This is a genomic window from Sulfitobacter rhodophyticola, from assembly GCF_041281685.2.
Taxonomy (GTDB): domain Bacteria; phylum Pseudomonadota; class Alphaproteobacteria; order Rhodobacterales; family Rhodobacteraceae; genus Sulfitobacter.
Genome location: NZ_CP166251.2, coordinates 3,810,993 through 3,837,023, shown reverse-complemented (window position 1 = coordinate 3,837,023; position 26,031 = coordinate 3,810,993). Strand labels below are relative to the sequence as shown.

The following is a 26,031-nucleotide window of genomic DNA, read 5'->3' as shown; positions in this document are numbered from 1 at the left end:
CGTCAGGGGAAATTGACGTGCACGGCTTGCAGCGCACGCTGGTCAATTTGCGGTACGGCGCGGGTGACGACGTCATTTGCGTAGATGTTGAAGATGTCCTGCGCCAGGTTCTGGCTGATCTGATCCGACACCTGTTCCAGCAATGCATTGCTCTCGTCGTCTTCGCTGGCGCGGGTGATCGCATCAAGCCGGACAATCGCGACCTGTCCGTCACCGGGCAGGACGGTGACATCGCCCTCTGCCATCGCGAAAACCTGTTCCATGAAGCCTTCCGGCGCGTCCGCGACGAAGGCATTTCGCAGCATCTCTGTCTCCACCACCGCATCCAGACCGGCGGCCTGAAAGGCGACAGCACCGTCAAGCCCGGACACAAGCGCCGTGGCCTGCGCCGTCAGGTTGGCAACGATCTGTTCGGCCTTCCATGCGGCGGCCACATCGGCGCGGGCCTCTTCGAAAGGGTTTGGACGGGCGTCGAGCGATTCCTCCAGGCGCATGGCAAAAATGCCGCCATCCTCAAGCTGTTCGATCTTGGGGAAGTCCCCTGCACTCAAGGCGGCAGCCGCTTCGCGAAAATTGCCGTAGGCGGCAATGCCTTCGCTGCTGTTTTCATCCCATGACAGCGTGCCAAGGGTCATCTCTGTCTCTTCGGCCAGCGCCTCCAACGTGATGCCCCCGGCCAGCTGGTCATCGAGGTCCTGTGCACGGGCCTCGACCGCGCGCACGGCGCGCACGGAGGCAAGCTCCTGCTGTAGGGTCGGGCGCGCATCTTCAAAGCTGGTGCTTTGCGCAGGCAGCACTCCGTTGACGCGGAACAGGGCCGGGCCAAGGCTGCTGGGCAGGGGGCCGACAACATCGCCGACCTCGGCGGCAAAGACCGCTTCGCCCGCCGCGTCCAGTTCCAGCCGACTTACATCGCCCAGATCAACGTCCTGCAAGGCCAGCCCGCGTGCCTCGACCAGGCTGTCAAAGGTGGCACCCTCCACTTCCAGTGCGGCCGCACCGCGATCGGCGGCGTCTTCATCCGCAAAGACCAGCCGCTCCACCAATCGCCGCTCCGGCTGGTTGTACTGATCGGCACGGGCGTCATATTCCGCGCGCAGCTCATCTTCGGGCACGTCGATCTCATCCAGCAGCGCATCGGGCCTGAGCCAGGCATAGGTGATCACTTTGGTGGGCGGCAACATGAAGGCGTCGGCATTGTCGTCATAATAGCGCTGCAATTCTTCGGTCGTCGGGGCCGCGATGGGGGTCGTAAGGTCAGCTTCGCCCAACAACGACCAGGTGAAACTGCGCTCCTCGCCGACGTAGGACACCAGCGTCTGCGCAAAGGTGTCGGGCATCTTGACGCCACCGACAATGGCACCCTGCAACAAGCTGCGCGCCGCTTCCTCGCGCAGCGAAGTCTCGAACTCCGCCTCGGTCACGCCGCCCTGCTGCAAGGCAAAACGATAACTTTCACGGTCAAAATCCCCGTTCACCCCCTGAAAGGCCGGGATCTGCAGGATTTCCTCCCGCAGGGCCTCATCCCCGATGGACAGTCCCATCTGCGTCGTCTCATGATCCAGCGCACGGTTCTGCACCAGCCGTTGCAACACGGCGCGGTCCAGCCCGATGGCCTGCGCTTGGGCAAAGGGCAGCGGTTCGCGCGTCTGCGCCTCGATCGCGCGGATTTCGTTCTGCAATTGCCGGGCATAGGCATCCACCATCACGGGCTTGTCGCCGACGGTGCCGATGGTCCGCAGGTTACCGCTGAGGTTGGTCGCGCCAAAGCCTGCAAGACCGACGAACAGAAGTCCCATCAGAACCCACATCGCGCCGCGTGAAATGCTGTTGCCCTTGGCCATGCTGGCCTCCCCGATTGCCTTGTTTTGCAGTGTCTAGGCGGTCTGCTGCGTGGCGGCAAGAGGGTTAGGTCGCGGGCAGGGCGGCCAGCCGGTCAAAAAGCAGCGAGATGCCCGCAGCATCGAGGTTCGCAAAGGCGATCCGCATCTGTCGCGCCCCGCTTTCAGCACCTTCGGGGTGGAACATGGTGCCCGGCAGACAGAGTATACCCGCGGTCCGCACCAGATCCGGTGCCAGATCAGCCGAGGACGTCGAAAAGGGATGCTCAAGATAGGCAAAATACCCTCCCAACCCCAGCAGGCTCCAACCCTGCGCCTCCAGCTTTGGCATGTTCGCGGCAATGGCCGCGCGCCGGGCGAGGATTTCGTCCCGTTCCCCGGCGAGCCATTGACCAAGGTTCTGCAAGCCCCAAAGCGCGGCGTGCTGGCCCAGTTGGCCGGGACAGATGGCGACGGTATCCAGAAACTTCTCCACCTCCGCCAACAATGCCGGACTGGCGATCATGGCGCCCACGCGGTGCCCGGTCAGCCTGTAGGCCTTTGAAAACGAATACAGATGGACCAGCGTGTCGCGCCAGTCGGGGTTCTGGAACAGATCATGCGGCGGACCGGAGCGGCTGTGAAAATCGCGGTAGGTTTCATCGACGATCAGCGCGATATCATGCTCCGCAGCGAGGGCGGCAAAAGCCATCACCATATCGGCCGGGTATTCCACGCCCGCAGGGTTGTTCGGTGTCACCAGCGCAATCGCGCGGGTGCGGTCGGTGATCAACGCAGCAGCGGCATCCGGGGTCGGCAACAGGTCTGCGCCCGTCGTCAGCGGCACTGATTCAACCCCTGCCATGTCCAGCCACATCTTGTGATTGAAGTACCAGGGCGTGGGCAGGATCACCTCATCCCCCTCACCGCAAAGTGCTGCTATGGCTGCCGCGAACGCCTGATTGCAGCCCGAGGTAATGGCCACATCATTGGCGCGCACGTCGCCCCCGTAGATCTTGCACGTTGTATCGGCAAGCGCCTCTCTCAGGTCCGGCATCCCCAGAACCGGGCCATATACGTGTGCTGCGTCGCGGGTCAGGGCGGCCTCCGCAATGGCCTGGCGCAGGGCGGTCGGGGGCGGATCAACCGGCGCGGCCTGGCTTACGTTGATCAACGGGCGCTCTGCCGGAAATGTCACACCATCCAGCCAGCGACGCGCCTCCATCACCGGGGGCGGAAAGGTGGCGGCGGTGCGGGTCAGGGTCATATCGGGGCTCCATGCGGCACGGAAAGTAGGATTTCAGGCCTTCGGCGAGGTTTCTTGAACCATTTGGAAGGGGCGGGACGGTGCCACATAACTTCCAAATGGCCCTAAAAACCCTGCCAGAGGCATTGGACTCTTTTGGCGGATCAGTCCTTCCCGCGGTAGGGTTCGACGTATTGCAGCGCCATGTCCCACGGAAAGAAGATCCATGTATCCTGTGATACGCCGGTGATGAAAGTGTCGACCTGGGGTTCGCCTTCCGGTTTTGCATAGACGGTCGCGAAATGCGCCTGCGGGTATAGTTCGCGCACCAGTTCCAGCGTTTTCCCACTGTCCACAAGGTCATCGACGATCAGGATGCCCGTGCCGTCGCCCATCATCTCGGCGTCCGGCGATTTGAGCACTTTTGCCTCGCGGCGCTGGTCAGCCTTGCCGCCGCCGGAATGATAGGAGATTACCGAGATCGTATCGACCGTGCGAATGTCGAGTTCCCGTGCCACGATCATCGCCGGGGCCATGCCGCCGCGCGTGATCGCCACCACCGCACGCCATCCGCCCTTGTCGGGGCCCTTGCCATCAAGCCGCCACGCCAGCGCCCGGCTGTCGCGGTGGATCTGGTCCCAGCTGATGTGGAACCCTTTTTCATGGGGAAGCCTGTTGTCGGACATGAGGGTTACCTTTCGATCATGAGCTTCAGACCGAAGCCCCCCAGAAGGGTGGCCGCGATCCGGTCGAACACGGGTTTGAGCCGCAGATACCCCCGCCGCGCGGCGGGCAGGCTCAGCATTGTCGCAAAGACAGTGTAGAACAGGATTTCAAGGACGAGGTGATTGGCCACGACAAGGGCGATCTGGTGCCAGTCCAGCGGCGCTGGAAAAACCACGAGGATCACGGCGGCGGCAAACAGCATGGACTTGGGATTACCGAAGTTGACCAGCATCCCGGCGATGACGCTGCGCGCCTTTGGGGTGGGCGCGTCGGCGGGCAGGGCGCGCGCGTGCCGCCAGGTCTGCACTGCGATCCAGATCAGGTAAAGCGCGCCGCCGATCTTGAGCAAGGTATAGGCCCAGGGAAACAGGGCAAAAAGGCTTTCCAGCCCCAGAAACGCCGCAAGCGTCCAACAGGCTGCTGCCGTGCCAAGACCCAGCCCGGTCAGAATGCCAGCCAGACGCCCCGCAGAAACGGTGGTCTTGATTACGTAAAGCATCGCCGCACCGGGGCTGGCCAGCGCGGCCAGCAGAACGAGGTTGAAGGCGATGAGGCTTTGGAGGTCCATCAGCGCAGGCTCATCCCTTGGCCATGTCGGGCGCATCGACCGCTTTCATGCCCACCACATGATAGCCTGCGTCCACGTGCAGGTTCTCGCCCGTTGTTCCTGACCCCAGATCGGACAACAGGAACAGCGCGGCCTTTCCGACATCTTCGGTTGTCACATTGCGGCGCAGCGGGGAATTGTATTCGTTCCACTTCATGATGTAGCGGAAATCGCCGATGCCGGAAGCGGCCAGCGTCTTGATCGGCCCCGCGCTGATCGCGTTGACGCGGATGCCGTCCTTGCCCAGATCCTCCGCGAGGTATTTGACGCTTGCTTCCAGCGCGGCCTTGGCCACGCCCATCACGTTGTAATGCGGCATCACTTTTTCCGCGCCATAGTAGGTCAGCGTCAGCGCGCTGGCCCCCGCTGACATCATCTTCTCAGCACGCTGCATAATCGCGGTGAAGGAATAGACGGAGATGTCCATCGACATCGCGAAGTTGCTGCGGCTGGTATCGACATAGCGGCCGCGCAATTCGTTCTTGTCAGAAAAACCAATGGCATGCACGACGAAGTCAATGTTGTCCCAGCGCGCCTTCAGCCCGTCGAAAAGCGCGTCCATCGATGCCTCGTCTCCGACGTCGCAGGGCAGGACCAGATCGCTGCCAAGCTGGGCGGCCAGCGGATCGACCCGCTTTTTCAGCGCCTCCCCCTGATATGAGAATGCCAGTTCCGCGCCCGCGTCCGCCAGCGCCTGTGCAACGCCCCATGCGATTGACTTGTCATTGGCCAGCCCCATGATCAATCCGCGCTTGCCCTGCATAAGGTTGTTTGCCATTCCGCCGCCCCTGCCCATATGGAAAAACTCCCCGTGGTCTATGCCATTGCGCCTGCGCCATCAAGAGAGCGGAACCGCAGGGGCTGAACGGCGGCGTACCCGGCAAAACCGGCGACAAGTCGGACTTGTCAAGGTAACCTTACATGTCAGCTTTGGGTTGTTGGACAGGCCAAATTGGTTTAGCGCTAGAAGAGAAGTGATTTGACTCTCAAAGACGATTAGTGACCAGGACGGTAAGCGAAGATGGCAGAGCGCGCTGAAGCGTTTTCAGGCGATGATCCGTTTGTGATCGCACAGCAGTGGCTTGAAGAAGCCGCGCAAAGCGAACCAAACGATCCGAACGCGGCTGCTTTGGCAACCGTGGACAAGGATGGCATGCCCAACACGCGGGTGGTGCTGATCAAGGAGATCGAGGCAGACGCCTTCGTCTTCTACACCAATTACACCAGCCCCAAGGCACAGGAAATGGATCAGGCGGGCAAGGCGGCAATCGGGATACACTGGAAATCCCTGCGGCGGCAGATTCGCGCGCGCGGCCTGATATCGCGGGAAGACGGGCCGCAGGCGGATGCCTATTACAACAGCCGTCCGCTTAACAGCCGGATCGGGGCCTGGGCGTCGCGCCAGTCGCAACCGCTGGGCAGCCGCGAGGATTTGATGGACGAAGTGCAGAGGCTGACGGGTGAATTGGGCGAACGCCCTGCGCGACCAGACTTCTGGGGTGGCTACAGGCTGGTGCCCCTAGAGATGGAATTCTGGTCAGATGGCGAAGCGCGCTTGCATGATCGGTTCCGATGGTGCAGGCAGTCTGCCGGCACGCCGTGGGAGGTGACCCGCCTGAACCCGTAACATCACCGGGTAAGACAAAATGAAGAACCGATCCTTGTCCATTGGCAGACCGGCAAGGAACATCGGCAATAAGAAAAAAAAGGACTGACGTGGCTGAGAATGAAAACAATCCGATTGATGATGACGCAGACGACGTGCGCGCCGTCAGTGGGATGGTCAAGTGGTTCGACCCGGTAAAGGGGTTCGGCTTTGTCGTCGCCGACGAAGGCGGGCCCGACATTTTGCTGCACGTCAATGTCTTGCGCAACTTCGGTCAAAGCTCCGTCGCGGACGGTGCCCGGATCGAGCTTTTGGCGCAGCGTACCGAACGCGGGGTGCAGGCCACGTCGGTGACCTCCATCCAGCCGCCCGAAGGGTCGCAGGCCGCAGCGCTGGCGGATATCGTTGGGATGGACGCCGAACAGGTACTAGCGGCGCCGCTTGAACCGGCACGGGTCAAATGGTTCGACAAATCCAAGGGGTTCGGTTTCGCCAATGTCTTTGGCAAGCGCGAGGATGTCTTTCTGCACATCGAGGTTTTGCGCCAGTCCGGCCTGTCGGACCTGCAACCCGGCGAAGCGCTGGCGATGCGGGTGATTGAAGGCAAGCGAGGGTCCATGGCGGCCGAAGTGCAGGCATGGGAAACGGTCCTCGTTCAGGATCAAGACGACGACGCATGATCAGAATGCTGCGCGGTATTGCGATGTGCTGCGCGGTTTTGCCGTCAGCGCTCTGGGCGGCCTGTCGCGAGGACGTGGTTGAACTGCGCGGTGACTGGGGGCAGGCCCGTTTCACGGTCGAGATTGCCGATGACCCGCAGGAACAGGCGCAGGGCCTGATGCACCGTCAAAGCATGGCAAGCTCCGCCGGGATGCTGTTTGTCTATCCGCAGCCGCAGCCGGCGTCTTTCTGGATGCGCAACACGCTGATCTCTCTGGACATGTTGTTCGTGGATGCACGCGGCATTGTGCAGCACATCCATCATCAGGCAAAACCGCTGGATGAAACCCCCATTTTTGGCGGCGACAGCATACTTGCGGTGCTTGAGGTCAACGGCGGGCTGGCACGGCGGATGGGGATTGTTCCGGGCAGCCAGATGCGCCATCCCGCCTTTACCGGCCCCGATGCGGTGTGGGCCTGCGACGGTTGAAAACCGCGCCAGCTATGGGCAAGCGCATGAACTTGTACGCTTGGTCCAATCTGGGGCTTTTCAATTCCTGCAACCCTCGCTATTGAGGCCCCTGTCGGAGCGTGGCGCAGCCTGGTAGCGCACCTGTTTTGGGTACAGGGGGTCGGAGGTTCGAATCCTCTCGCTCCGACCACTTTCAACCATCATTGACAATCGTCTACATATTGTGGGGATGTGCGAATTTGGCGCAGTTCTTCCCCCTATATAGTGTGTCGCGTGCCTTCCCTTGCGGCAATATTGCCACGTTCCCACCTGTCATCCGGGGCACCCGAAAAAAATTTCGTTGGTCCGGAAATAGTTTTTTCAGACGCTGATTGGGGGCGAAAAAGGGTTAATGAATTGCCCTGACGGCAACTGCCGTCTCGCTAAGGCCCCTCATACGTTTGAAAAATCGCTGCCGGTCTCAATAATGGGCCTGTGTGCAAGTCTGGGGACGGGCGGTGGTTGAATCAGTTCGCGATCGGATGACCCAAGAAACCTTTGCCGGGTCAACACAAAGAATGCGCCAATTTGAAAAAAATGGCGTTGACCGAATAGGGTCGGATACGCCAGATTGTGCAAACCAAGGGCGAGGCCACAACATCTAGTCTTAATGGATGGCGGCCTGTCTGGGGGCAGGGACGACTCATACCGGCGAAATTGGCCCGCAAGGGTCAGTCCGCGCGATCAGCGCGGACAGGTGTGTCACGTATCCTGACCTCAAGGTGAGCAACGGGCGACCGCGCAATGACGTGGCGCTTCAGGATAATTATTTGGACATGAGGCACGTGCCATGAAAATTGAACGCAGATTTACCAACCCGGGTCAGGACGCCTACGCAGAGCTGGATTTCGTGAAAACCGTTTCCGAGATCCGGAACCCGGACGGATCAATCGTGTTCAAACTGGATGACGTCGAAGTCCCCTCCGGCTGGAGCCAAGTCGCCAGCGACGTCATCGCGCAGAAGTACTTCCGCAAGGCGGGCGTGCCCTCCAAACTCAAGCGCGTGAAGGAAAAGGGCGTTCCTGAATTCCTGTGGCGCTCTGTCCCCGCGGACGGCGCGGAAATGGGCGGAGAGACGTCATCGAAGCAGGTCTTCGACCGCTTGGCAGGGGCATGGGCCTATTGGGGCTGGAAGGGCGGCTATTTCTCCGACGCGGAAGACGCGCGCGCCTATTTCGATGAGATGCGGCACATGCTTGCCTCCCAGCGCGCGGCCCCCAACTCCCCCCAGTGGTTCAACACTGGCCTGCACTGGGCCTACGGCATTGACGGTCCGGCGCAGGGTCACTATTACGTTGACTTCAAGACCGGTAAACTGACGCGTTCCAAATCCTCCTACGAGCATCCCCAGCCACACGCCTGCTTCATCCAGTCAGTTGCCGACGATCTGGTGGGCGATGGCGGCATCATGGACCTGTGGGTTCGCGAGGCGCGCCTGTTCAAATACGGCTCGGGCACGGGCACCAACTTTTCATCGCTCCGCGGAGAGGGCGAGAAGCTGTCGGGCGGCGGCAAGTCATCGGGTTTGATGGGTTTCCTGAAAATCGGCGATCGTGCCGCAGGGGCCATCAAATCCGGCGGCACCACCCGCCGCGCGGCCAAGATGGTGATTGTGGACGCAGATCACCCCGACATCGAAGATTTCATCAACTGGAAGGTGCTGGAAGAGCAGAAGGTGGCGAGCATCGTCGCTGGCTCCAAGATGCACGAAGAGAAGCTGAACCTGATCTTCGCCGCCATCAAAGGCTGGGACGGTGCCGAAGCCGACGCGTATGATCCCGCCAAGAACGACCAGCTGAAAGCAGCGATCCGGTCCGCGAAAAAGGTCGCGATCCCGGAGACTTACGTCAAGCGCGTGCTGGATTACGCCAAGCAGGGCCACACCAGCATAGAGTTCCCCACATACGACACGGATTGGGACTCTGAAGCCTATAACTCCGTCTCCGGCCAGAACTCCAACAACTCCATCCGGGTGACCAACGCCTTCCTGACCGCCGTCGAAAAAGACGCCGATTGGGAGTTGATCGACCGTACCTCCGGCAAAGTCTCCAAGACCATCCGGGCCCGCGATCTTTGGGCGCAGGTGGGCCATGCCGCATGGGCCTGCGCCGATCCGGGCATCCAGTACCACGACACCGTCAACGACTGGCACACATGCCCTGAAGACGGCGCGATCCGGGGTTCAAACCCTTGTTCCGAATACATGTTCCTGGATGACACCGCCTGTAACCTGGCCTCCATGAACCTTTTGACCTTCCTTGAAGACGGCGTGTTCAATGTCGAAGACTACATGCACGCGTCCCGTCTGTGGACCGTGACGCTGGAAATCTCCGTGACCATGGCGCAGTTCCCCTCCAAGGAGATTGCACAGCGGTCCTATGACTTCCGCACATTGGGTCTGGGGTACGCAAACATCGGTGGCTTGCTGATGAACATGGGCTACTCCTATGACAGTGACGAGGGCCGCGCGCTTTGTGGTTCGCTGACGGCGATCATGACGGGCGTCGCCTATGCGACCTCCGCTGAAATGGCGGGGGAGCTTGGCGCCTTCCCCGGATACAAGCGCAACAGCGATCACATGCTGCGCGTCATCCGGAACCACCGCAACGCAGCATACGGTGAAAGCAACGGCTATGAGGCGCTCAGCGTCAAGCCCGTGCCGCTGGACCACGGCAACTGCCCGCAGCCGGGTCTGGTCGATGTGGCCACATCCTGCTGGGACGAGGCGCTGAAGCTGGGCGAAAAGCACGGCTACCGCAACGCGCAGACAACCGTGATCGCGCCCACGGGCACCATCGGTCTGGTCATGGATTGCGACACCACCGGGATCGAGCCGGACTTCGCGCTGGTCAAATTCAAGAAACTTGCCGGGGGCGGGTACTTCAAGATCATCAACCAGTCAGTGCCGGGCGCGCTTGAAAAGCTGGGTTACGGCTCTGCCCAGATCGAAGAGATCGTCAGCTATGCCGTGGGCCATGGCACCATCGGCAATGCGCCGGGGATCAACCACACCACGCTGATGGGCCACGGATTTGGTGCAGGCGAATTGGCCAAGGTGGACGCCGCACTGGCGCAGGCCTTCGACATCCGCTTCGTCTTCAACCAGTGGACCCTGGGAGAGGAATTCTGCACTGGCGTACTGGGCATCCCAGTTGAGAAGCTGAACGATCCGACCTTTGATTTGCTGAAATCATTGGGTTTCTCCAAGTCGGACATCGACGCTGCCAACGACCACGTGTGCGGTACCATGACGCTGGAAGGGGCACCGCACCTGAAGGAAGAACACTATAGCATCTTCGATTGCGCCAACCCCTGCGGCAAGAAGGGCAAGCGCTTCCTGGGTGTGAACAGCCACATCACCATGATGGCGGCGGCACAATCGTTCATCTCCGGCGCGATCTCCAAGACGATCAACATGCCGAATGATGCAACGATCGAAGACTGCCAGAAGGCGTATGAGCTGTCCTGGTCGCTCGGCATCAAGGCCAATGCGCTCTACCGTGACGGCTCCAAGCTAAGCCAGCCGCTCGCGGCAGCACTGGTGGAGGACGATGACGACGCGGCCGAAGTGCTCGAAAGCGGCTCGCTTCAGGAAAAAGCCGCGGTTCTGGCCGAAAAGATCGTGGAGAAGGTGATCGTCAAGGAGATTGTCCGCTCCAACCGGGAAAAGATGCCACAGCGGCGCAAGGGGTATACCCAGAAGGCGATGGTAGGGGGCCATAAGGTCTATCTGCGCACCGGCGAATACGAAGACGGCAAGCTTGGTGAAATCTTCATCGACATGCACAAGGAAGGTGCCGGGTTCCGGGCGATGATGAACAACTTCGCCATCGCGGTTTCCGTGGGTCTTCAATACGGCGTGCCGCTGGAAGAGTTCGTGGATGCCTTCACCTTCACCAAGTTCGAACCCGCTGGCATGGTGCAGGGCAACGAGACGATCCGCAACGCGACATCGATCCTGGACTACATTTTCCGCGAACTGGCCGTGTCCTACCTCGACCGGACCGATCTGGCGCATGTGAAGCCTGAAGGCGCCACATTCGATGATCTGGGCAAGGGCGAGGAAGAGGAAAACGTCGCCAACCTGTCCGAACTGTCAGAAACCGCCGCGACCAAATCGCTTGAGGTTCTCAAACAGATCAGTTCCACCGGGTATCTGCGCAACCGCCTGCCGCAGGAACTGGTCGTGCTGCAGGGCGGGCATGTTGACAACGTCTCAACCCTTGCCGGGGCCGTGGCAGAGGTGGCGAATTCACCCGTTGCCGTGGCCATGGCATCCGGCGCGTCCGGCACAGCCATCGCCGCCAGCACCACGGGGCTGGATGCACGGACCAAAGCCAAGATGCAGGGCTACGAGGGCGAAGCATGTGGGGAATGCGGCAACTTCACCCTGGTGCGCAACGGCACCTGCATGAAATGCAACACCTGCGGCGGGACGTCGGGGTGTAGCTGATAGGATACCGGGTGGGTTCTCATCGTTCGCAAGCGAACGACTGCCACCCACTCGTCGCCCCGGCCAAGGCCGGGACGACGGACACGGGGCGGGTGCGCTCGCCCCCTGACGACGTTCAGGCCGCAGGCAATAAAACATCGAGCGGTTAACATATTGAGCCTGAACGGCGAGACTTTGGGAGAGCTTCGGCTCTCCCTTTCTTCTTTTTGTGCGGGCAGCGGGCTGACTCCACCTTTGTAAAGGACAAAGGTTCTGTCAGGGGAGGGTGTGGTCTGCGACCACCCCCTTGAACGGCGAGACTTTGGGAGAGCTTCGGCTCTCCCTTTCTTCTTTTTGTGCGGGCAGCAGGCTGACTCCACCTTTGTAAAGGACAAAGGTTCTGTCAGGGGAGGGTGCGGTCTGCGACCACCCCCTTGAACGGCGAGACTTTGGGAGAGCTTCAGCTCTCCCTTTCTTCTTTCGGCGTCGGCCGTTTGGGTGGCGGGGCCTCTCGTCATGAAACAGGTGGCACGGGCCTCCTGCAGTCGCCCCTATGCCGTTGCAAGGCGGGGGCGCGGGCTGTCCTGACTGACCTGCGCGGCGCGGGGCCAGCGGATGAAAACCATCGCTTCGCCTGTAATCCCATGTGCGGCCAGGACCGTTGGCAGATCGTCGAGCTTGCAGGTGGCAACGACCTCCCCCTTACGTTGGGCCTTGCCGACGATCTCCACCTCAAGCGGGCATCCGTGATGAGATGTCCGTAAATGGTCCACGATCTGCGCCGCCGCGCCAACCGCCATATAAAGCGCGACACAGGTGCCGGGTTTGAGGTCCTTGACCGCATCGGGCACAACATGGCCGTCACGGCGATGCCCGGTGGTCAGGATAACGGTATCAATGTGCCCCCTGTCGGTCAGGCTCCGACCGACGGTCGCTGCGGCTGCACAGGCGGCTGTGACGCCCGGAACGACCTCAAAGGGAATGCCGCTGTCGCGGAGGGCGTCGATTTCTTCTGTACTGCGCCCGAAAACACCCGGATCACCGCATTTGAGCCGCACAACCCGTTGCCCGCGTTTGGCTGCCGCGACCAGCGTCTGCGTGATCCGTTCTTGCGGCCAACTGTGGCAACCGGGGGCCTTGCCCACATACACACGCTCGGCATCGCGGCGGGCCAGTTCAAGGATTTCGGGGTCCAGCAACCTGTCATAATAGATCACGTCCGCTTCCTGCAGACGCTGCACGCCGCGCATGGTGATCAGATCCCTTGCGCCGGGACCTGCACCGACAAGGCTGACACTGCCGCCACGGGCTGCGCCGAAGTCGCCGGTTTCGATGGCGGACTTGATCAGCTTGGCGGCCTCACGCTCCGCGCCGCTGGCGAACATCTGGCGGGGGCTGTCGTTGAAAACCCAGCGCCACAGATCACGCCGCACGCGCGGGGCAAGCCGCGCGGATGCAGCGGCGCGCATGCGACCTGCAAGGGCGGCGAGGTCCCCCAGCCTTGGTTCAAGCACGCCTTCCAGCTTGGTCTTGATCTGCCGCGCAAGCACCGGTGCAGTCCCTTCGGTGCCAATAGCGACAACGACAGGGTCCCGGTCCACGATCGACGGTGTGATCGCGTCGCACAGCTGCGGTTGGTCCACGACATTGACGGTGGCGCCTGCGTCCTTTGCCAGCGCATGCATTGCCATGTCGATCCCCGGACAACCGGACGCGATGAAAACAAGCGCGCAGTCGGCAAAGCTGTCGGGGTTGATCGGCCCGGTGTTGTGCGTAATCCGGCCCTGCGCAGCCAGTCCGGCCAGTTCGGGGTCCAGTTCAGGGGCGCAGACAACCAGTTCGGCCTCCGTTTTCAGGATCAGCCGTGCCTTTTGTGCGGCCTGTTCGCCCCCACCCACGATGACAACGCGGCGACCGGACATCTGAAGAAACATCGGAAAGGTTTTCATGCGTTCAGGCTTTCTTGTTGGTGACGTGCGCCGCCCAAGCCGTTCGACGGGTGCGAAGCGGGTGCGACGATCATTGCGCGGCCATGGCAAGTGATGCCTCTGCCAGAAGGGCGGTCAGTTCGGGTTTGCACGATCCGCAGTTCGTACCGGCGCACGTCGTCTCACCCAGTGCCGCCACGCTGCGCGCGCCGTTCGCAGCCGCGGCAAGCAGCGTGTTCCGGCCCACGTTGAAACAGGCGCACACCGTGCTGCCCGCGTCCGGCTGATTGGCCGCATGACGGCCTGCAAGGGCGGCCAGCGGCGGCGTGTCGGTCCCGATGAACCCGATGGCCGCCATGCGGGAAAGAACGACCGGTTCGGGTGCCGCGAAGAAAATGGCCCTGATCAGCCCGTCGTGCGAGATCGCCATGCGGATCCCTTCCGCGCCTGCATCCGAATGGACGGAAACCTCGCCCTCCATCTGCCCCGACAGCTTGCGCACTTCTGCTTCCCAATCCGGGGGCACCCTGCGGCTTGCCAGTTCGGCCTGCCATCCCGTACGGGTCCGCGCAATGGCGGCATAGGTCGTCTGCGGGGTGGGTTGGGCCGTGCAGGCCAGAAAGCCGTACCACTTGGCTGCGTAGACCTCCGCGCTCACCGCTCCGGATTTGAGCGCGGGCTGACCGGAAATCGGGTCCGTCTCGGGGGCGGTCAAGGCATTGACCATGCCAAAGGTGGACCGTTGCTGCGTCCAGTGCATCGGTGCGAAAAGCTGGCCGGGCGGGATGCGGCGCGATATCAGGGCGCGCAGCAGCGCGCGGCCATATCTGCTTTTGACGTCAATCAGGTCGCCGGGTGCGGCACCAAGCGCTGCGGCGTCCTGCGGGTGCATCTCCACATAAGGTTCCGCCAGATGTGATCCCAGGCGCGCGGATTTGCCCGTGCGGGTCATCGTATGCCACTGGTCGCGGTTGCGTCCTGTGTTGAGCGTGAAACGCGACCGCGCGCGGGCAGGGGCCTTGACCGGGATCATCCGGGCCTTGCCGTCCGCGTGATAGAACCGACCGTCCGCAAAGAAACGGTGATTGTTGCGCGGCCATTGGGTGGGGACCATCCCGGCGTAATCGGCATCGGCGAAAATGCTCAGGTCCAGATCGCGGGGGAAATGCGCGGTGGCGGCATCAAGTGCGATGTATTCGGCAAAGACATCGGCGGGCGTGTCGTAGCAGAACGCAGCGCCAAACCCCATGCGGGCCGCCACGTCGCTGATGATGCGCCAATCGGGGCGCGCGCTGCCCGGTGCAGGCAGAAAGGCGCGCTGCCGGGACAGACGGCGTTCGGAGTTGGTGACGGTGCCGTCCTTTTCCCCCCATCCGGTCGCGGGCAGGCACACGTGGGCCAGATCGTTGGTGTCGGTATGTTCCATGATATCGGAGGTGACGACGAACGGCACCTTGGCGATCGCCGCAGCCACGCCATTTGCGTCCGGCAGCGACACCGCAGGATTTGTGGACATGACCCAAAGCGCCTTGATCCGGCCATCCGCGCAAGCCTGGAACAGTTCAACCGCCTTGAGGCCCGGTGTGGTGCTGATCGTGGGGCTGGACCAGAAGTCCTGCACGGCGCACCGATGGTCCGGGTTGTCCAGTTCAAGGTGATTGGCCAGCATGTTGGCCAGCCCGCCAACCTCGCGCCCGCCCATGGCATTGGGTTGCCCAGTGACAGAGAAAGGCCCCATGCCCGGCTGCCCGATGCGGCCTGTGGCAAGGTGGCAATTGAGGATCGCGTTGACCTTGTCCGTGCCGCAAGCGGATTGGTTCACACCCTGGCTGTAGACCGTCACAACCTTTCGGGTCCCGGACCAAAGCGTGTAGAACTGCGCAAGCTCGTGCGGTGAAAGCCCCGTTTGGGTCGTGTCGCACGCGCGGGCGGCTGCGACGCTTTCCGCTATGCCGTTGACGTGGGCGCGCAGGTATCCTTGGTCAAGTCGGTCCGTGTCCGCCAGATGCGCCAGAAGCCCGTTGAAAAGCGCGATGTCGCCGTCCGGGGCGATTTGCAGGTGCATGTCGGCAAGATCGGTTGTCGCGGTGCGGCGGGGGTCGATGTTGACGACGCGCATCCGGGGCCGCGCTTCCTTCGCGGCGGCGATGCGTTGATAAAGCACCGGATGGCACCACGCGAGGTTTGAACCGACAAGGACGATCAGATCTGCCTCTTCCAGATCGCCGTAAACCCCTGGCACCGTATCGGTACCGAAGGCGCGTTTGTGACCCGCCACGGAAGACGCCATGCAAAGCCTTGAATTGGTGTCGATATTGGCCGCACCGATGAAACCCTTCATCAGCTTGTTGGCGACGTAGTAATCCTCGGTCAGCAATTGGCCGGAGGCGTAGAAGGCGACGCTTTCAGGCCCGTGTTCCGCGATGGCGGCGCTGAATGTCCGTGCGACCAGATCAAGGGCCGTATCCCAACTGGCGCGCGCGCCCTGCACCTTGGGGTGCAGCAGCCGCCCTTCAAGGTCGATGGTCTCCCCCAGCGCCGCCCCCTTGGAACACAGGCGCCCGAAGTTTGCCGGGTGATCGGGATCACCCTTGATCGTGCCATCGGGTCCCGCCAGAACCCCGCATCCGACGCCACAATAGGGGCATGTGGTGCGCGTCAGGCTCATGCGGCCGCCCGCGCCCGGAGGAAGGATCGATCCAGCAACACGCGCCCGTTTTCAATCCGGGCCGGGTAGGTGGCGACGCGGCCTTCGTCCTCGCCCTGTGCCGCGCCAGTCTCAAGGGAAATCACCCAGTTGTGCAGTGGACAGGTCACTGACGTGCCGTGCACGATGCCTTCGGCCAAGGGACCCGCCTTGTGCGGGCAGGCGTTATCAAGGGCAAAGACCTCGTCCTTAGCCGTGCGAAAGACCGCAACGCAGCCCGCGCTTGTTTTCACCATGCGCGCCCCGCGCCGGGGGATATCTTCAAGTGCTGCAATATCGATCCAGGTGCTCATTCCGCGGCCTCCAGCGACAGGTTGGCGAGAGGTTGATAGCTTTGCGCCTTGTCGCGCGCGTGCTCCGCCCACGGATCCTTGCGGTAGATCGACTGGCTGAGCTCAAAGCGGTCGACCAGCGCGTCCCGCTCGGTCTCCACCCGCTCCTTGATCCAGTCCAGACCGACTTTTCCCATCCATTTGTAGATACGGTCGAGGTATTTGGCGTTTTCACGGTAAAGCTGGGTCACCGCTTTGATCACCAGGATCGCCTCTTCCTCGGTCGCGACCTGCACCAGCAATTCGGTCTGTTTCACGTCCATGCCCGCCGCCCCGCCGATGCTGACCTGATAGCCGCTGTCGACGCAGACGACGCCGATGTCCTTGCATGTGGCCTCTGCACAGTTGCGGGGGCAGCCGGAGACGGCCAGTTTCAGCTTGTGGGGCGTCCATGATCCCCACAATTCTTTTTCAAGCTTGATGCCCAGCCCGGTCGAATCCTGCGTGCCAAAGCGGCAGTGATCGGTGCCCACGCAGGTCTTCACCGTGCGCAACCCCTTGGAATACGCGTGACCGGAGACCATGCCGGCCGCGTTCAGATCGGCCCAGATGTCGGGCAGGTCCTCTCCCCTGACACCCAGCAGGTCGATGCGCTGGCCGCCGGTGACCTTGACCGTGGGCACCGCGTATTTGTCAGCCGCATCGGCAATCGCGCGCAATTCATCGGGCGTGGTGATGCCACCCCACATGCGCGGCACCACGCTGAAGGTGCCGTCCTTCTGGATGTTGGCGTGCTTGCGTTCGTTGATGAAGCGCGACTGCGGATCGTCCTGATATTCCAGCGGCCAGTCGGCCAGCAGATAGAAATTGAGCGCGGGGCGGCAGACGTGACACCCGCAGGATGTTTTCCACCCGCATTCCTGCCAGACCGCAGCCATCGACGTCAGCCTTTGGCTTTTGATCATGCGCCGGACGTCTTCATGGGTCATATCCGTGCAACCGCAGATCGAGGCGGCCGCAGGTACGACAAAATCGTCCCCCAGCGTGACGGCCAGCACCTGTTCGACAAGCCCGGTGCAGGTCCCGCAGGATGCGCTGGCCTTGGTCGTGGCCCTGATTGCGCCCAGATCACAGGCGCCCGCCGCGATGGCGTCTTCGATTTTGCCTTTGCATACGCCGTTGCAGCCACAGATCTCCGCGTCACGCGGTAAGGCTGCAACAGCTGCTAAAGGGTCAAGGGGGTTCCCCCCCTGGTAGGCCGGGCCGAAGATCAGCGTGTCACGCATCTCCTCGATGTCGGTCTTGTCGCGAATAAGGCCGAAAAACCAGTTGCTGTCGCTCGTGTCGCCGTACATCACCGCGCCGACCAGCACGTCGTCCTCGATCACCAGGCGGCGGTAGACGCCGCGCTTGGGATCGCGAAACACGATGTCTTCGCGCCCTTCGCCATCGGCAAAATCGCCCGCACTGAACAGATCACAACCCGTCACCTTCAACTTGGTCGACAACTCCTTGACGACAAAGGCATCCGGGATGCCAAGCAGCGAATGTGCGACGACCTTGGCCTGATCATAAAGCGGCGCGACAAGGCCAAAGAGATGACCGTCGAATTCGATGCATTCGCCAACGGCATAGATGTCCGGGTCGGTGGTCTGCATCTGTGCGTTGACCTCGATCCCGCGCGCGACCTCCAACCCTGCATCCGTGGCCAGACGCGTTTCGGGGCGGATGCCGACGGCCATGACCACCAGATCGGCTTCCAGCCCGGTGTTGTCTTCCAGCATGACCCCTTCGACCCTGTCGGAACCCAGAATCGCCGCCGTCGAGGCCTGACAGATCACCTTGACGCCCTTGTCCTGCAGATCACGGCGCAGCAGGAAACCCGCACTTTCGTCCAACTGCCGCTCCATCAGGTGGCCCATCAGGTGCAACACGGTGACGTCCATGCCGCGTTCGGCCAGCCCGGCGGCGGCCTCCAGTCCCAGCAGACCGCCCCCAATCACGACCGCCTTGCCGCCTTTTTCGGCGGCGTCGATCATTGCGTTCGTGTCGTCAAGATCGCGATAGGTGATCACGCCGGGCAGGTCCTTGCCCTGCACCGGGATGATGAAAGGCGCAGATCCCGTGGCGATCAGCAGCTTGTCGTAAGGGACATCGCCGTTTTGGCCATGGACGATCTTTGCGTCCCGGTCGATGCCGACCACATGTTCGCCAAATCGGCAGGTCACGCCCGCCTCGGCGTACCACGCGTCATCATGGGTGACGATGTCTTCGTAGGTCTTGTCGCCGGACAACACCGGGGAAAGCATGATGCGGTTGTAGTTGCCGCGCGGCTCCGCGTTGAAAAGGGTGATGCTGTAGGCGTCTTTGTTGGTCTCGATCAGGTGTTCGATCACCCGACCGGACGCCATGCCAGCACCGATGATCACAAGGTTCCGGGTCATATCGCTCACTCCGCTGCCACGGCTTTGGGTTTCGGTTCGGGGGATGGTGGGGTCACGCCGGGTGTCTTGGGCGTCGCCCCGTGTTCATACTCTTCAAGGAAATCAAGAACCTCCTGGCGGTAGGTGTAGTAATCGGGATGCTCCAGAAGCGCCTTGCGGGTGCGCGGGCGGGGCAGATCGACGTCAGTAATCTTGCCAATGGTCGCGCGGGGCCCGTTTGTCATCATCACCACGCGGTCGGCCAGCAGGATCGCCTCGTCGACATCGTGGGTCACGCAGATGGCGGTCACCTTGGTGCGCGACCAGACCTCCATCAGAACCTCCTGAAGCTCCCACCGGGTCAGGCTGTCCAGCATCCCGAACGGTTCATCCAACAGCAGCAGTTTGGGCGAAAGCGCGAAGGCCCGCGCGATGCCCACGCGTTGTTTCATCCCGTTTGACAGGCTGGCGGCACCCTTGTTCATGCTGTCGGCAAGCCCCACGCGCTCAAGGTAATATTCCACCACGTCCTGACGCTCTGCCTGGCTGGCTTTGGGATAGACCTTGTCGACACCGATCGCGACATTCTCCTTGGCGGTCAGCCAGGGAAAAAGGTTGGGTGACTGGAACACCACCGCGCGCTCGGGGTCGGCACCTTCGACGTTCCAGCCATCCAGCTTGATCGCGCCCTTGGATATTGGGTTGAGCCCGGCCGCCATGGTCAGCACCGTCGACTTGCCGCAGCCCGAATGCCCGATCAACGATATGAACTCCCCCTTGTTGATCTTGAGGTCAAAGTCCTCGACGACGGTGAGGGGGCCCTTGGGTGTCGGATAGACCTTGTGCAGTTGCGAGAAATTGAGAAACCGTTGCTCAATCGCGCCTTCCTGTGCCTGTGCGACGGCTTTGGGCACGCCGTGGATCGGCGTGACATGGGGCAGTGTCCGTGTGCCTTCGACCTTTGCGGCAACGCCCACATCCATCAGATAGGTCGTGACCTGCGCGCGCAGGGCCTTGAAGTTGGCATCGTTGTTCATGGCGACCCGGTCACGGGATCGCGCGATATCGACCCTGAACTCTGCACCCAGCGTACCGTCGGGGTTCAGCGCGATGATGCGGTCGGCCAGGATGATCGCCTCATCCACGTCGTTTGTGATCAGAACGCAGGTCTTCTTGTCAGCCGCCCAGATCGCCTCGATCTCATCGGCAAGGTTGGCGCGGGTCAGCGCATCAAGGGCCGACAGCGGCTCATCCAGCAGCAGCATTTCGGGGTCCATCGCCAGCGCGCGCGCGACGTTGACCCGCTGGCGCATGCCGCCCGACAGCTCTGCGGGCCGGCGGGTTGCGGCGTGGCTCAGCCCGACCATGGCGACATAGTGATCGACCTTGGCCATACGCTCCGCCTTGGTCAGATCGGGGAACATCGTGTCGACTGCCAGTGCGACGTTGCCGTTCACCGTCAGCCACGGCATCAGCGAATAGCTTTGGAAAATGACCCCGCGTTCGCGGCCCGGTTCGGTGATGAGCGCGCCCTTGTATGTGACGCTGCCCGAACTGGGCTGTTCCAGCCCGGCCATCAGGTTGATCAGGGTGGTCTTCCCGGTGCCCGAAAAGCCGAGGATCACAACGAATTCCCCGTCCTCCACGATCAGGTCGATGTCCTTCAGAACCGGCGTATCGCCATAGCTTTTCGAGACGTTTTTGAACTCAAGAAGGCTCATGCAGATCACCGATTGTTGGAGAATGTGAACATCGACTGCAGCGCATACATGACGCGGTCCAGCAGGAAGCCGATGATGCCGATGGTGAAGACCGCGACCATGATCCGGGCAAGCGATTGCGACGATCCGTTCTGGAACTCATCCCAGACGAATTTGCCCAATCCGGGGTTCTGGGCAAGCATCTCCGCCGCGATCAGCACCATCCAGCCCACACCAAGCGACAGGCGCAAACCGGTAAAGATCAGCGGCAGGGCAGAGGGCAGCACCAGTTTGGTGATCTTGGTATATGTGTTCATCTTCAACACGCGCGACACGCTGACAAGGTCCTTGTCGATGCTGCTGACGCCCAGTGCGGTGTTGATCAGCGTCGGCCAGAGCGAACACAGCGTCACCGTGATTGCGGAGACCAGAAAGGACTTTTCGAACCAGCCATCGTTGGTGGTGTAGACGGCAGAAACAATCATGGTCACGATTGGCAGCCATGCCAGTGGTGAGACCGGCTTGAAAATCTGGATCAACGGGTTCAGCGCCGCATTGGCCGTGACCGACAGCCCTGCCGCAATACCCAGCGGGATCGCAATGATCGAAGCGATAAGGAACCCGAAGAACACCGTCTGGATCGACGTCCAGATCTGATCATAGTAGGTGGGTTTGCCGGTGTAGATCCGTTCGCGCACCCGGTCTTCGCGTCCCTCCGCAATCAGCGCGGCGTTACGTTTGTCCTGGCGTTCGTAAAACGCTGCCTCCCGGTCCTTTTCGCGCACGTAATCGCTGTGCAGCGATCCGACCTGTTCCCACACCTGCACCGGACCGGGCACCGCGCCCAGCGATGTCTGCACCGTGGGTGCCAAAGTTGCCCAGGCGCCCAGGAACAGCACAATCGCCAACAGCGGCACCCCCAGCAGACGCCAGATCTCGCGCGCCTGCGCACGGGGGTTATCGCCCGCCAAAGCCCGCAGGATCGGGGTCAGCCAAGCCAGACCAAAGACTTGAAACCAGGTATCGGCCTTGTTGATGCGGGTGAAACGCCGCGCGCGCCGGGTTTCAATATCGAGTGTATTGGGTTCAATCGCGGTCATGTCTGATGTCCTTTGAAAAACGCAGGGACAGGGCCTGCCCTGCGCACCCTTCGGTGCGCGGGCAGGTCAATGCCTTCAGCCGTCGATCCTGTCGCCGGTGATCTTCTGATCGGATTTCAGGCCGATGGGCAGGCTGTCGATGTAGGCATTGGGGGTGCGACCGTCATACCCGATGCCGTCGATGATATCGGCTGCAGGCGTGGCCGCCTTGAAGCCATCGCTGTCCCAGGGGAAATCATCCTCGCTGGCCATGCCTTCATCAACCAGCTTGCGCGCGGCCTCAAGATAGATGTCGGGACGGTAGACGTCGGCTGCGACGTCAAAGTACCACTGATCGGGCTTGGCCTCCGCGATCTGACCCCAGCGGCGCATCTGCGTCAGGTACCAGATGGCGTCGGAATAAAACGGGTAGGTGGCATTGTAGCGGAAAAATACGTTGAAGTCGGGCGCGGGACGCACATCGCCTTTCTCGAACTCGAAAAAACCAGTCATCGAATTCGCAATCACGTCGTAATCCGCGCCGACATATTCGGGTCGGGACAACATCGTGACGGCTTCTTCGCGGTTGGCATTTTCATTCTCGTCCAGCCAGATGGCCGCCCGGATCAGCGCCTTGGTCAACGCGATGGTGGTATTGGGGTTCTCTTCGGCAAAGGCTGCGGTGATCCCGAATACCTTTTCGGGGTTGTTCTTCCACATGTCGTAGTCGGTGATGACCGGCACGCCGATGCCCTTGAACACCGCCTGCTGGTTCCACGGCTCTCCCACGGCGTAGCCATAGATCGTGCCAGCCTCCATCGTGGCGGGCATCTGCGGCGGGGGTGTCACCGACAACAGCACATCCGCCCCGATCTGGCCCGAGATATCTTCGGGGCTGTAATACCCCGGCTCCAGGCCCCCGGCGGCCAGCCAATAGCGGATTTCATAGTTGTGGGTGGACACCGGAAAGACCATGCCCATGTTGAACGGCTCACCCCGGTCCTGGTAGTCTTCGACAACCGGCTTCAAGGCTTCTGCACTGATGGGATGTTGCGGGCGACCATCGTCCATCAGCGGCACGTTCGGCTTCATTTCTTCCCAGATCTCGTTCGACACGGTGATCGCGTTGCCGTTGAGATCCATGGAGAAGGGCGTGATGATATGCGCCTCGGTGCCATAGCCGATGGTCGCGGCCAACGGCTGGCCCGCAAGCATATGCGCGCCGTCCAGCTCTCCGCTGATGACGCCGTCCAGCAGAACTTTCCAGTTGGCCTGCGCCTCAAGGGTCACGAACAGGCCTTCGTCTTCGAAATAGCCCAGCTCATAAGCGACCGCCAAAGGGGCCATATCGGTCAGCTTGATGAACCCCAGCGTCAGGTCTTCCTTCTCAAGGTCAAGCATCTGTGCAGAGGCAGTTGTCGCGAACAGACTGGTCGCGGTCAGTAGCATGGAAAGCGTGTTTTTCATCGGTTTGTCCTATCGATGCCCGGTGGGGCAGAAACGAAAAAAGCCGCAAGTATGGCGCACGGGGGAGGTCCGTGTTTCATACGAGCGACTTTGCTCTTGGGAGGTGCACGACCAGCATCGGTGCGTGCGGATTTGCGGGCGACGTTGCCCCTTGTGTTCAACGTGGCTTGGTTTGTGGATCACGTCCAAGGTTTTTTCTGCGTTGCCGCATTTTTTTCGCGGCGATGCAGAAACCGCTCAAGAATTCATCACTTTTGAGGGGCGAAATCAAAGGTTCTGCCGTCAAAAAAAGCATCCGGCGCAAGAATCATATGCCCGCGGGAGGACGCAACAGCTGTTTCAAACCGCAATGCGCCTTCCACCTTTTCCGATGCGCCGGGCATGTCCGCCCCGATGTCGGTCAGGTTCTGCCGGTACAGGTCGGAGCGGAAACAGGCCTTGGCCTTCTCCCGCCCGGTGGCATCGGCACCAAGGGCGTGGGCAATCCATGCGGCCTGACTGCGCCAGGGAAAGCTCGCGGCGTGTTTGTGGAACTGCAGGAACCGCTCCACAGGGACCGGCGGGACTTGCTGTCTTGGCACGATGTGGCCGGTAACGGCGGGATCGATCAGGTCGGGCGACATGCTCAGATGTTCGCTGCGCCCCAATATCTCGATGGCGAGCGGCTTGTTCTTCTTTGTATCCAGCCAGGCGGCAGCCTGAAAAACCGCGCGCATCAGTTTGCGTGCGGTGTCGCCGTTCTGCTCAACCCAGTCGTGACGCGCGGCAAGCACCTTTTCGGGCGCGAACTGCCACACGTCGCGCCCCGTCATCATCAACCGGGCGACACCCCGTTCCACCGCAACACTGCCCCATGGCTCACCCACCCAGAATGCATCGACAAATCCGTCCGCCACCGCCTGCGCCATGCGGGGCGGCGGCACGGTCACTTCCTCAACCTGCAACCGGGGCGCGGTGGAGGTCCAGTAGGACAGCAACAAGCGGTGCATGGAGTAGTGGAACGGCACCCCGATCCGAAGCGGTTTTCCGGTGCGCGCAGCCAGACGCGCCAGCAGGTCCGTCGCATCCCCGAACCGCACATCCGCCGCGCCCGCATCCAGCTCCGCTGCCAACGCATTGGAGACGCCGAAGACCGTGCCGTTCACCGACAGCACCATCAACACGTCGACCCGCGCAGGCAGCCCCCCCATGCCCATCGACATGGCCACCGGCATCGGCGACAGCATATGCGCGGCATCCAGATGGCCCAAGGCCAGCATGTCGCGCACCGCCGACCACGACGGCTGCCGCACAAGGTTCAGCGCCAATCCCTGTTCGGCGGCAAACCCAAGTTCCTGCGCGATGACCAGGGGGGCGCAATCGACAAGCGGCACATACCCGCAATTCAGAACCGTGCCGGTCATGACAACAGCTCCGCAGCCGTGACCAATGCCTGGGCCACATCAATCACCTTGCGACTTTGATCCATCGCGGTCTTGCGCAACAGATTATAGGCGTCGTCTTCGGACATGCCGCGCTGGCGCATCAGGATACCCTTGGCACGGTCAATGGTCTTGCGGTCTTCAAGCGCCTGTTTGGCGGCATCCAGTTCCGACTGCATCTGGCGCATGATCTTGAAACGCGCGATGGCCGTCTCCAGCACCGGTTTGATCCGTTCCATCTTCAGGCCGTCGACGACATAGGCGCTGACGCCCGCGTTCAGCGCGGCCTTGGTCAGGTTTTCATCAGTGCGGTCCACGAACAGCGCGACCGCGCGCTTTGTGGTCTCGGACGCATAGGAGATGTGTTCAAGCGTGTCCCGATCGGGGTTTTCCAGATCAATCAGGACGATATCGGGGGCGAATTCCCGCACCGTGCGGTCCAGCGCGGAGATTTGCGCAAGCGCCCTGACGTCGGACCATCCGGCGCGGGTCAGCGCATCTATGATCTCGCGCACCCTTTCGGCATTCGGTTCAACAACTAGGATGCGCAGGTCTTGCTTCATCCGCCTGTCATCCGCCGCCGCGCAGGCAAGGTCAATTTTGCATCACCCCGGACCCACGCGGGCCCTGCAGCGCGCGATCAATAATTAGGCATCTTCGCCGCGTTTGCCTATTCCGAAGGCGTCATGTTCTTTCGGCTCAGGGCTGCGCCACGCCGCAATGCACCGGTGCACGGCGATTTTCGCACGTCCGGCTTCATGATGGTGCATCCGAACCCCGCGCTTCCTCTCCCGCCGGGCTTACATCAACTCCACCACCGATGCCTTGCGCGTCAGCCCCATCTCCTGCCTCAGCGCGGCGCGGGCGCGGGCCAGCCGGGACATCACCGTGCCGGGGGGCAGGCGCAGCCGTTCTGCCAGAACCAGCGGGCTGCTTTCGCCCTGCATGACCAGCACCATCAGGCGCGCCTGATTGCGGGGCAGGCGCGCAATCGCCGCACGCAGTTCCGCACAGGCGATGCGGGCAGGGGCCGCAGGGGCGGTCTGCAACAAACCCTCGCTCAATTCCTCTGTCGGGCGGCGTCTGCGCCAGCGCGCGCGCACAAGGTTGTGCAGCATCACCATCGCATAGCGGTCGGGTGCCGCGATGTCGGCTTCGTCCTTTTGCAACTCCCACAGACGCAGGGCGATCTCCTGCGCGATATCCTCGGCCTCTTCGGCGCTGCCGGTCAGGCGGCGGGCGCGGGCCCTGAGGCGTGGCATGAGGGCGTTGATCGGATCAGGTGTGGGTACAAGATGTGTCATCGGGTGCCTCTCTGGTTCAGGGACTAGATGGCCCTTCCATCTTGCCACAACCAGTGGGGGATTATCCGCCTATGCCGCGCAAACCCCCTTTTTGGGCAACCCTTTGCCCATGCCGCAGGGCG

Annotated in this window: 19 protein-coding genes and 1 tRNA gene; 5 read left to right on the top strand and 15 right to left on the bottom strand. The window is 61.8% G+C overall.

What is annotated here, in order from left to right; genetic code table 11:
- Positions 1 to 2: 2 nt before the first annotated feature.
- The 5 genes from AB4X18_RS19915 to fabI form a co-directional block, all read right to left on the bottom strand.
- Positions 3 to 1,844 (bottom strand): peptidylprolyl isomerase, encoded by a 1,842-nt coding sequence (locus tag AB4X18_RS19915; protein WP_370401699.1) that lies wholly within the window; start codon positions 1,842 to 1,844, stop codon positions 3 to 5.
- Positions 1,845 to 1,908: 64 nt separating this feature from the next.
- Positions 1,909 to 3,087 (bottom strand): aminotransferase, encoded by a 1,179-nt coding sequence (locus AB4X18_RS19910; protein ID WP_370401698.1) that lies wholly within the window; start codon positions 3,085 to 3,087, stop codon positions 1,909 to 1,911.
- A 143-nt stretch (positions 3,088 to 3,230) separates the two neighbouring features.
- Positions 3,231 to 3,752 carry a xanthine phosphoribosyltransferase gene (gpt, locus tag AB4X18_RS19905; protein WP_370401697.1) on the bottom strand — a complete coding sequence of 174 codons (522 nt, stop codon included), beginning with the start codon at positions 3,750 to 3,752 and terminating at the stop codon, positions 3,231 to 3,233.
- 5 nt (positions 3,753 to 3,757) lie between these two features.
- The gene (locus tag AB4X18_RS19900; RefSeq protein WP_370401696.1) at positions 3,758 to 4,360 is read right to left on the bottom strand and encodes a LysE family translocator; all 603 of its coding nucleotides are present in this window, start codon (positions 4,358 to 4,360) and stop codon (positions 3,758 to 3,760) included.
- 10 nt (positions 4,361 to 4,370) lie between these two features.
- A complete protein-coding gene (gene fabI / locus AB4X18_RS19895; RefSeq protein WP_370401695.1) occupies positions 4,371 to 5,177 on the bottom strand; it encodes an enoyl-ACP reductase FabI in 807 nt (268 codons plus the stop codon).
- A gap of 243 nt (positions 5,178 to 5,420) precedes the next feature.
- Between fabI and pdxH the strand changes: the two genes are divergently transcribed.
- From pdxH to AB4X18_RS19870, 5 genes are all read left to right on the top strand, one after another.
- Positions 5,421 to 6,026, top strand: a complete 606-nt coding sequence (gene pdxH / locus AB4X18_RS19890; protein WP_432816951.1) for a pyridoxamine 5'-phosphate oxidase — start codon at positions 5,421 to 5,423, stop codon at positions 6,024 to 6,026.
- A gap of 152 nt (positions 6,027 to 6,178) precedes the next feature.
- Positions 6,179 to 6,685, top strand: coding sequence for a cold-shock protein (locus AB4X18_RS19885; protein WP_370402547.1), 507 nt, complete (start codon positions 6,179 to 6,181; stop codon positions 6,683 to 6,685).
- Positions 6,686 to 6,690: 5 nt separating this feature from the next.
- Complete coding sequence (locus tag AB4X18_RS19880) at positions 6,691 to 7,155, top strand: DUF192 domain-containing protein (protein WP_432817441.1); 465 nt, start codon at positions 6,691 to 6,693, stop codon at positions 7,153 to 7,155.
- 95 nt (positions 7,156 to 7,250) lie between these two features.
- Positions 7,251 to 7,327, top strand: a tRNA-Pro gene (locus tag AB4X18_RS19875).
- Positions 7,328 to 7,966: 639 nt separating this feature from the next.
- Complete coding sequence (locus AB4X18_RS19870) at positions 7,967 to 11,629, top strand: vitamin B12-dependent ribonucleotide reductase (protein ID WP_370401694.1); 3,663 nt, start codon at positions 7,967 to 7,969, stop codon at positions 11,627 to 11,629.
- A gap of 530 nt (positions 11,630 to 12,159) precedes the next feature.
- On the opposite strand, the gene cysG is transcribed toward AB4X18_RS19870, so the two are convergent.
- The 10 genes from cysG to AB4X18_RS19820 form a co-directional block, all read right to left on the bottom strand.
- Positions 12,160 to 13,557 carry a siroheme synthase CysG gene (gene cysG, locus AB4X18_RS19865; RefSeq protein WP_370401693.1) on the bottom strand — a complete coding sequence of 466 codons (1,398 nt, stop codon included), beginning with the start codon at positions 13,555 to 13,557 and terminating at the stop codon, positions 12,160 to 12,162.
- Positions 13,558 to 13,627: 70 nt separating this feature from the next.
- On the bottom strand, positions 13,628 to 16,204 hold the full coding sequence (locus AB4X18_RS19860) for a nitrate reductase (RefSeq protein ID WP_432816950.1): 2,577 nt from the start codon (positions 16,202 to 16,204) through the stop codon (positions 13,628 to 13,630).
- The gene (gene nirD, locus AB4X18_RS19855; RefSeq protein WP_370401692.1) at positions 16,201 to 16,536 is read right to left on the bottom strand and encodes a nitrite reductase small subunit NirD; all 336 of its coding nucleotides are present in this window, start codon (positions 16,534 to 16,536) and stop codon (positions 16,201 to 16,203) included. Before nirD ends, AB4X18_RS19860 begins: the two co-directional genes overlap by 4 nt.
- The gene (gene nirB, locus AB4X18_RS19850) at positions 16,533 to 18,959 is read right to left on the bottom strand and encodes a nitrite reductase large subunit NirB (protein ID WP_432816949.1); all 2,427 of its coding nucleotides are present in this window, start codon (positions 18,957 to 18,959) and stop codon (positions 16,533 to 16,535) included. The genes nirD and nirB overlap by 4 nt, the downstream gene beginning before the upstream one ends.
- A gap of 5 nt (positions 18,960 to 18,964) precedes the next feature.
- The gene (locus tag AB4X18_RS19845) at positions 18,965 to 20,659 is read right to left on the bottom strand and encodes an ABC transporter ATP-binding protein (protein WP_432816948.1); all 1,695 of its coding nucleotides are present in this window, start codon (positions 20,657 to 20,659) and stop codon (positions 18,965 to 18,967) included.
- Positions 20,660 to 20,664: 5 nt separating this feature from the next.
- Positions 20,665 to 21,738 carry an ABC transporter permease gene (locus AB4X18_RS19840; RefSeq protein ID WP_370401691.1) on the bottom strand — a complete coding sequence of 358 codons (1,074 nt, stop codon included), beginning with the start codon at positions 21,736 to 21,738 and terminating at the stop codon, positions 20,665 to 20,667.
- A gap of 75 nt (positions 21,739 to 21,813) precedes the next feature.
- Positions 21,814 to 23,184 (bottom strand): CmpA/NrtA family ABC transporter substrate-binding protein, encoded by a 1,371-nt coding sequence (locus tag AB4X18_RS19835; protein ID WP_370401690.1) that lies wholly within the window; start codon positions 23,182 to 23,184, stop codon positions 21,814 to 21,816.
- Positions 23,185 to 23,432: 248 nt separating this feature from the next.
- Positions 23,433 to 24,587 carry a CmpA/NrtA family ABC transporter substrate-binding protein gene (locus AB4X18_RS19830; RefSeq protein ID WP_370401689.1) on the bottom strand — a complete coding sequence of 385 codons (1,155 nt, stop codon included), beginning with the start codon at positions 24,585 to 24,587 and terminating at the stop codon, positions 23,433 to 23,435.
- Positions 24,584 to 25,168, bottom strand: coding sequence for an ANTAR domain-containing response regulator (locus AB4X18_RS19825; protein ID WP_370401688.1), 585 nt, complete (start codon positions 25,166 to 25,168; stop codon positions 24,584 to 24,586). Before AB4X18_RS19825 ends, AB4X18_RS19830 begins: the two co-directional genes overlap by 4 nt.
- A 237-nt stretch (positions 25,169 to 25,405) precedes the next feature.
- Entirely contained in the window at positions 25,406 to 25,909 is a 504-nt protein-coding gene (locus AB4X18_RS19820; RefSeq protein WP_370401687.1) for an RNA polymerase sigma factor, read from the bottom strand.
- Between the last annotated feature and the right edge of the window lie 122 nt (positions 25,910 to 26,031).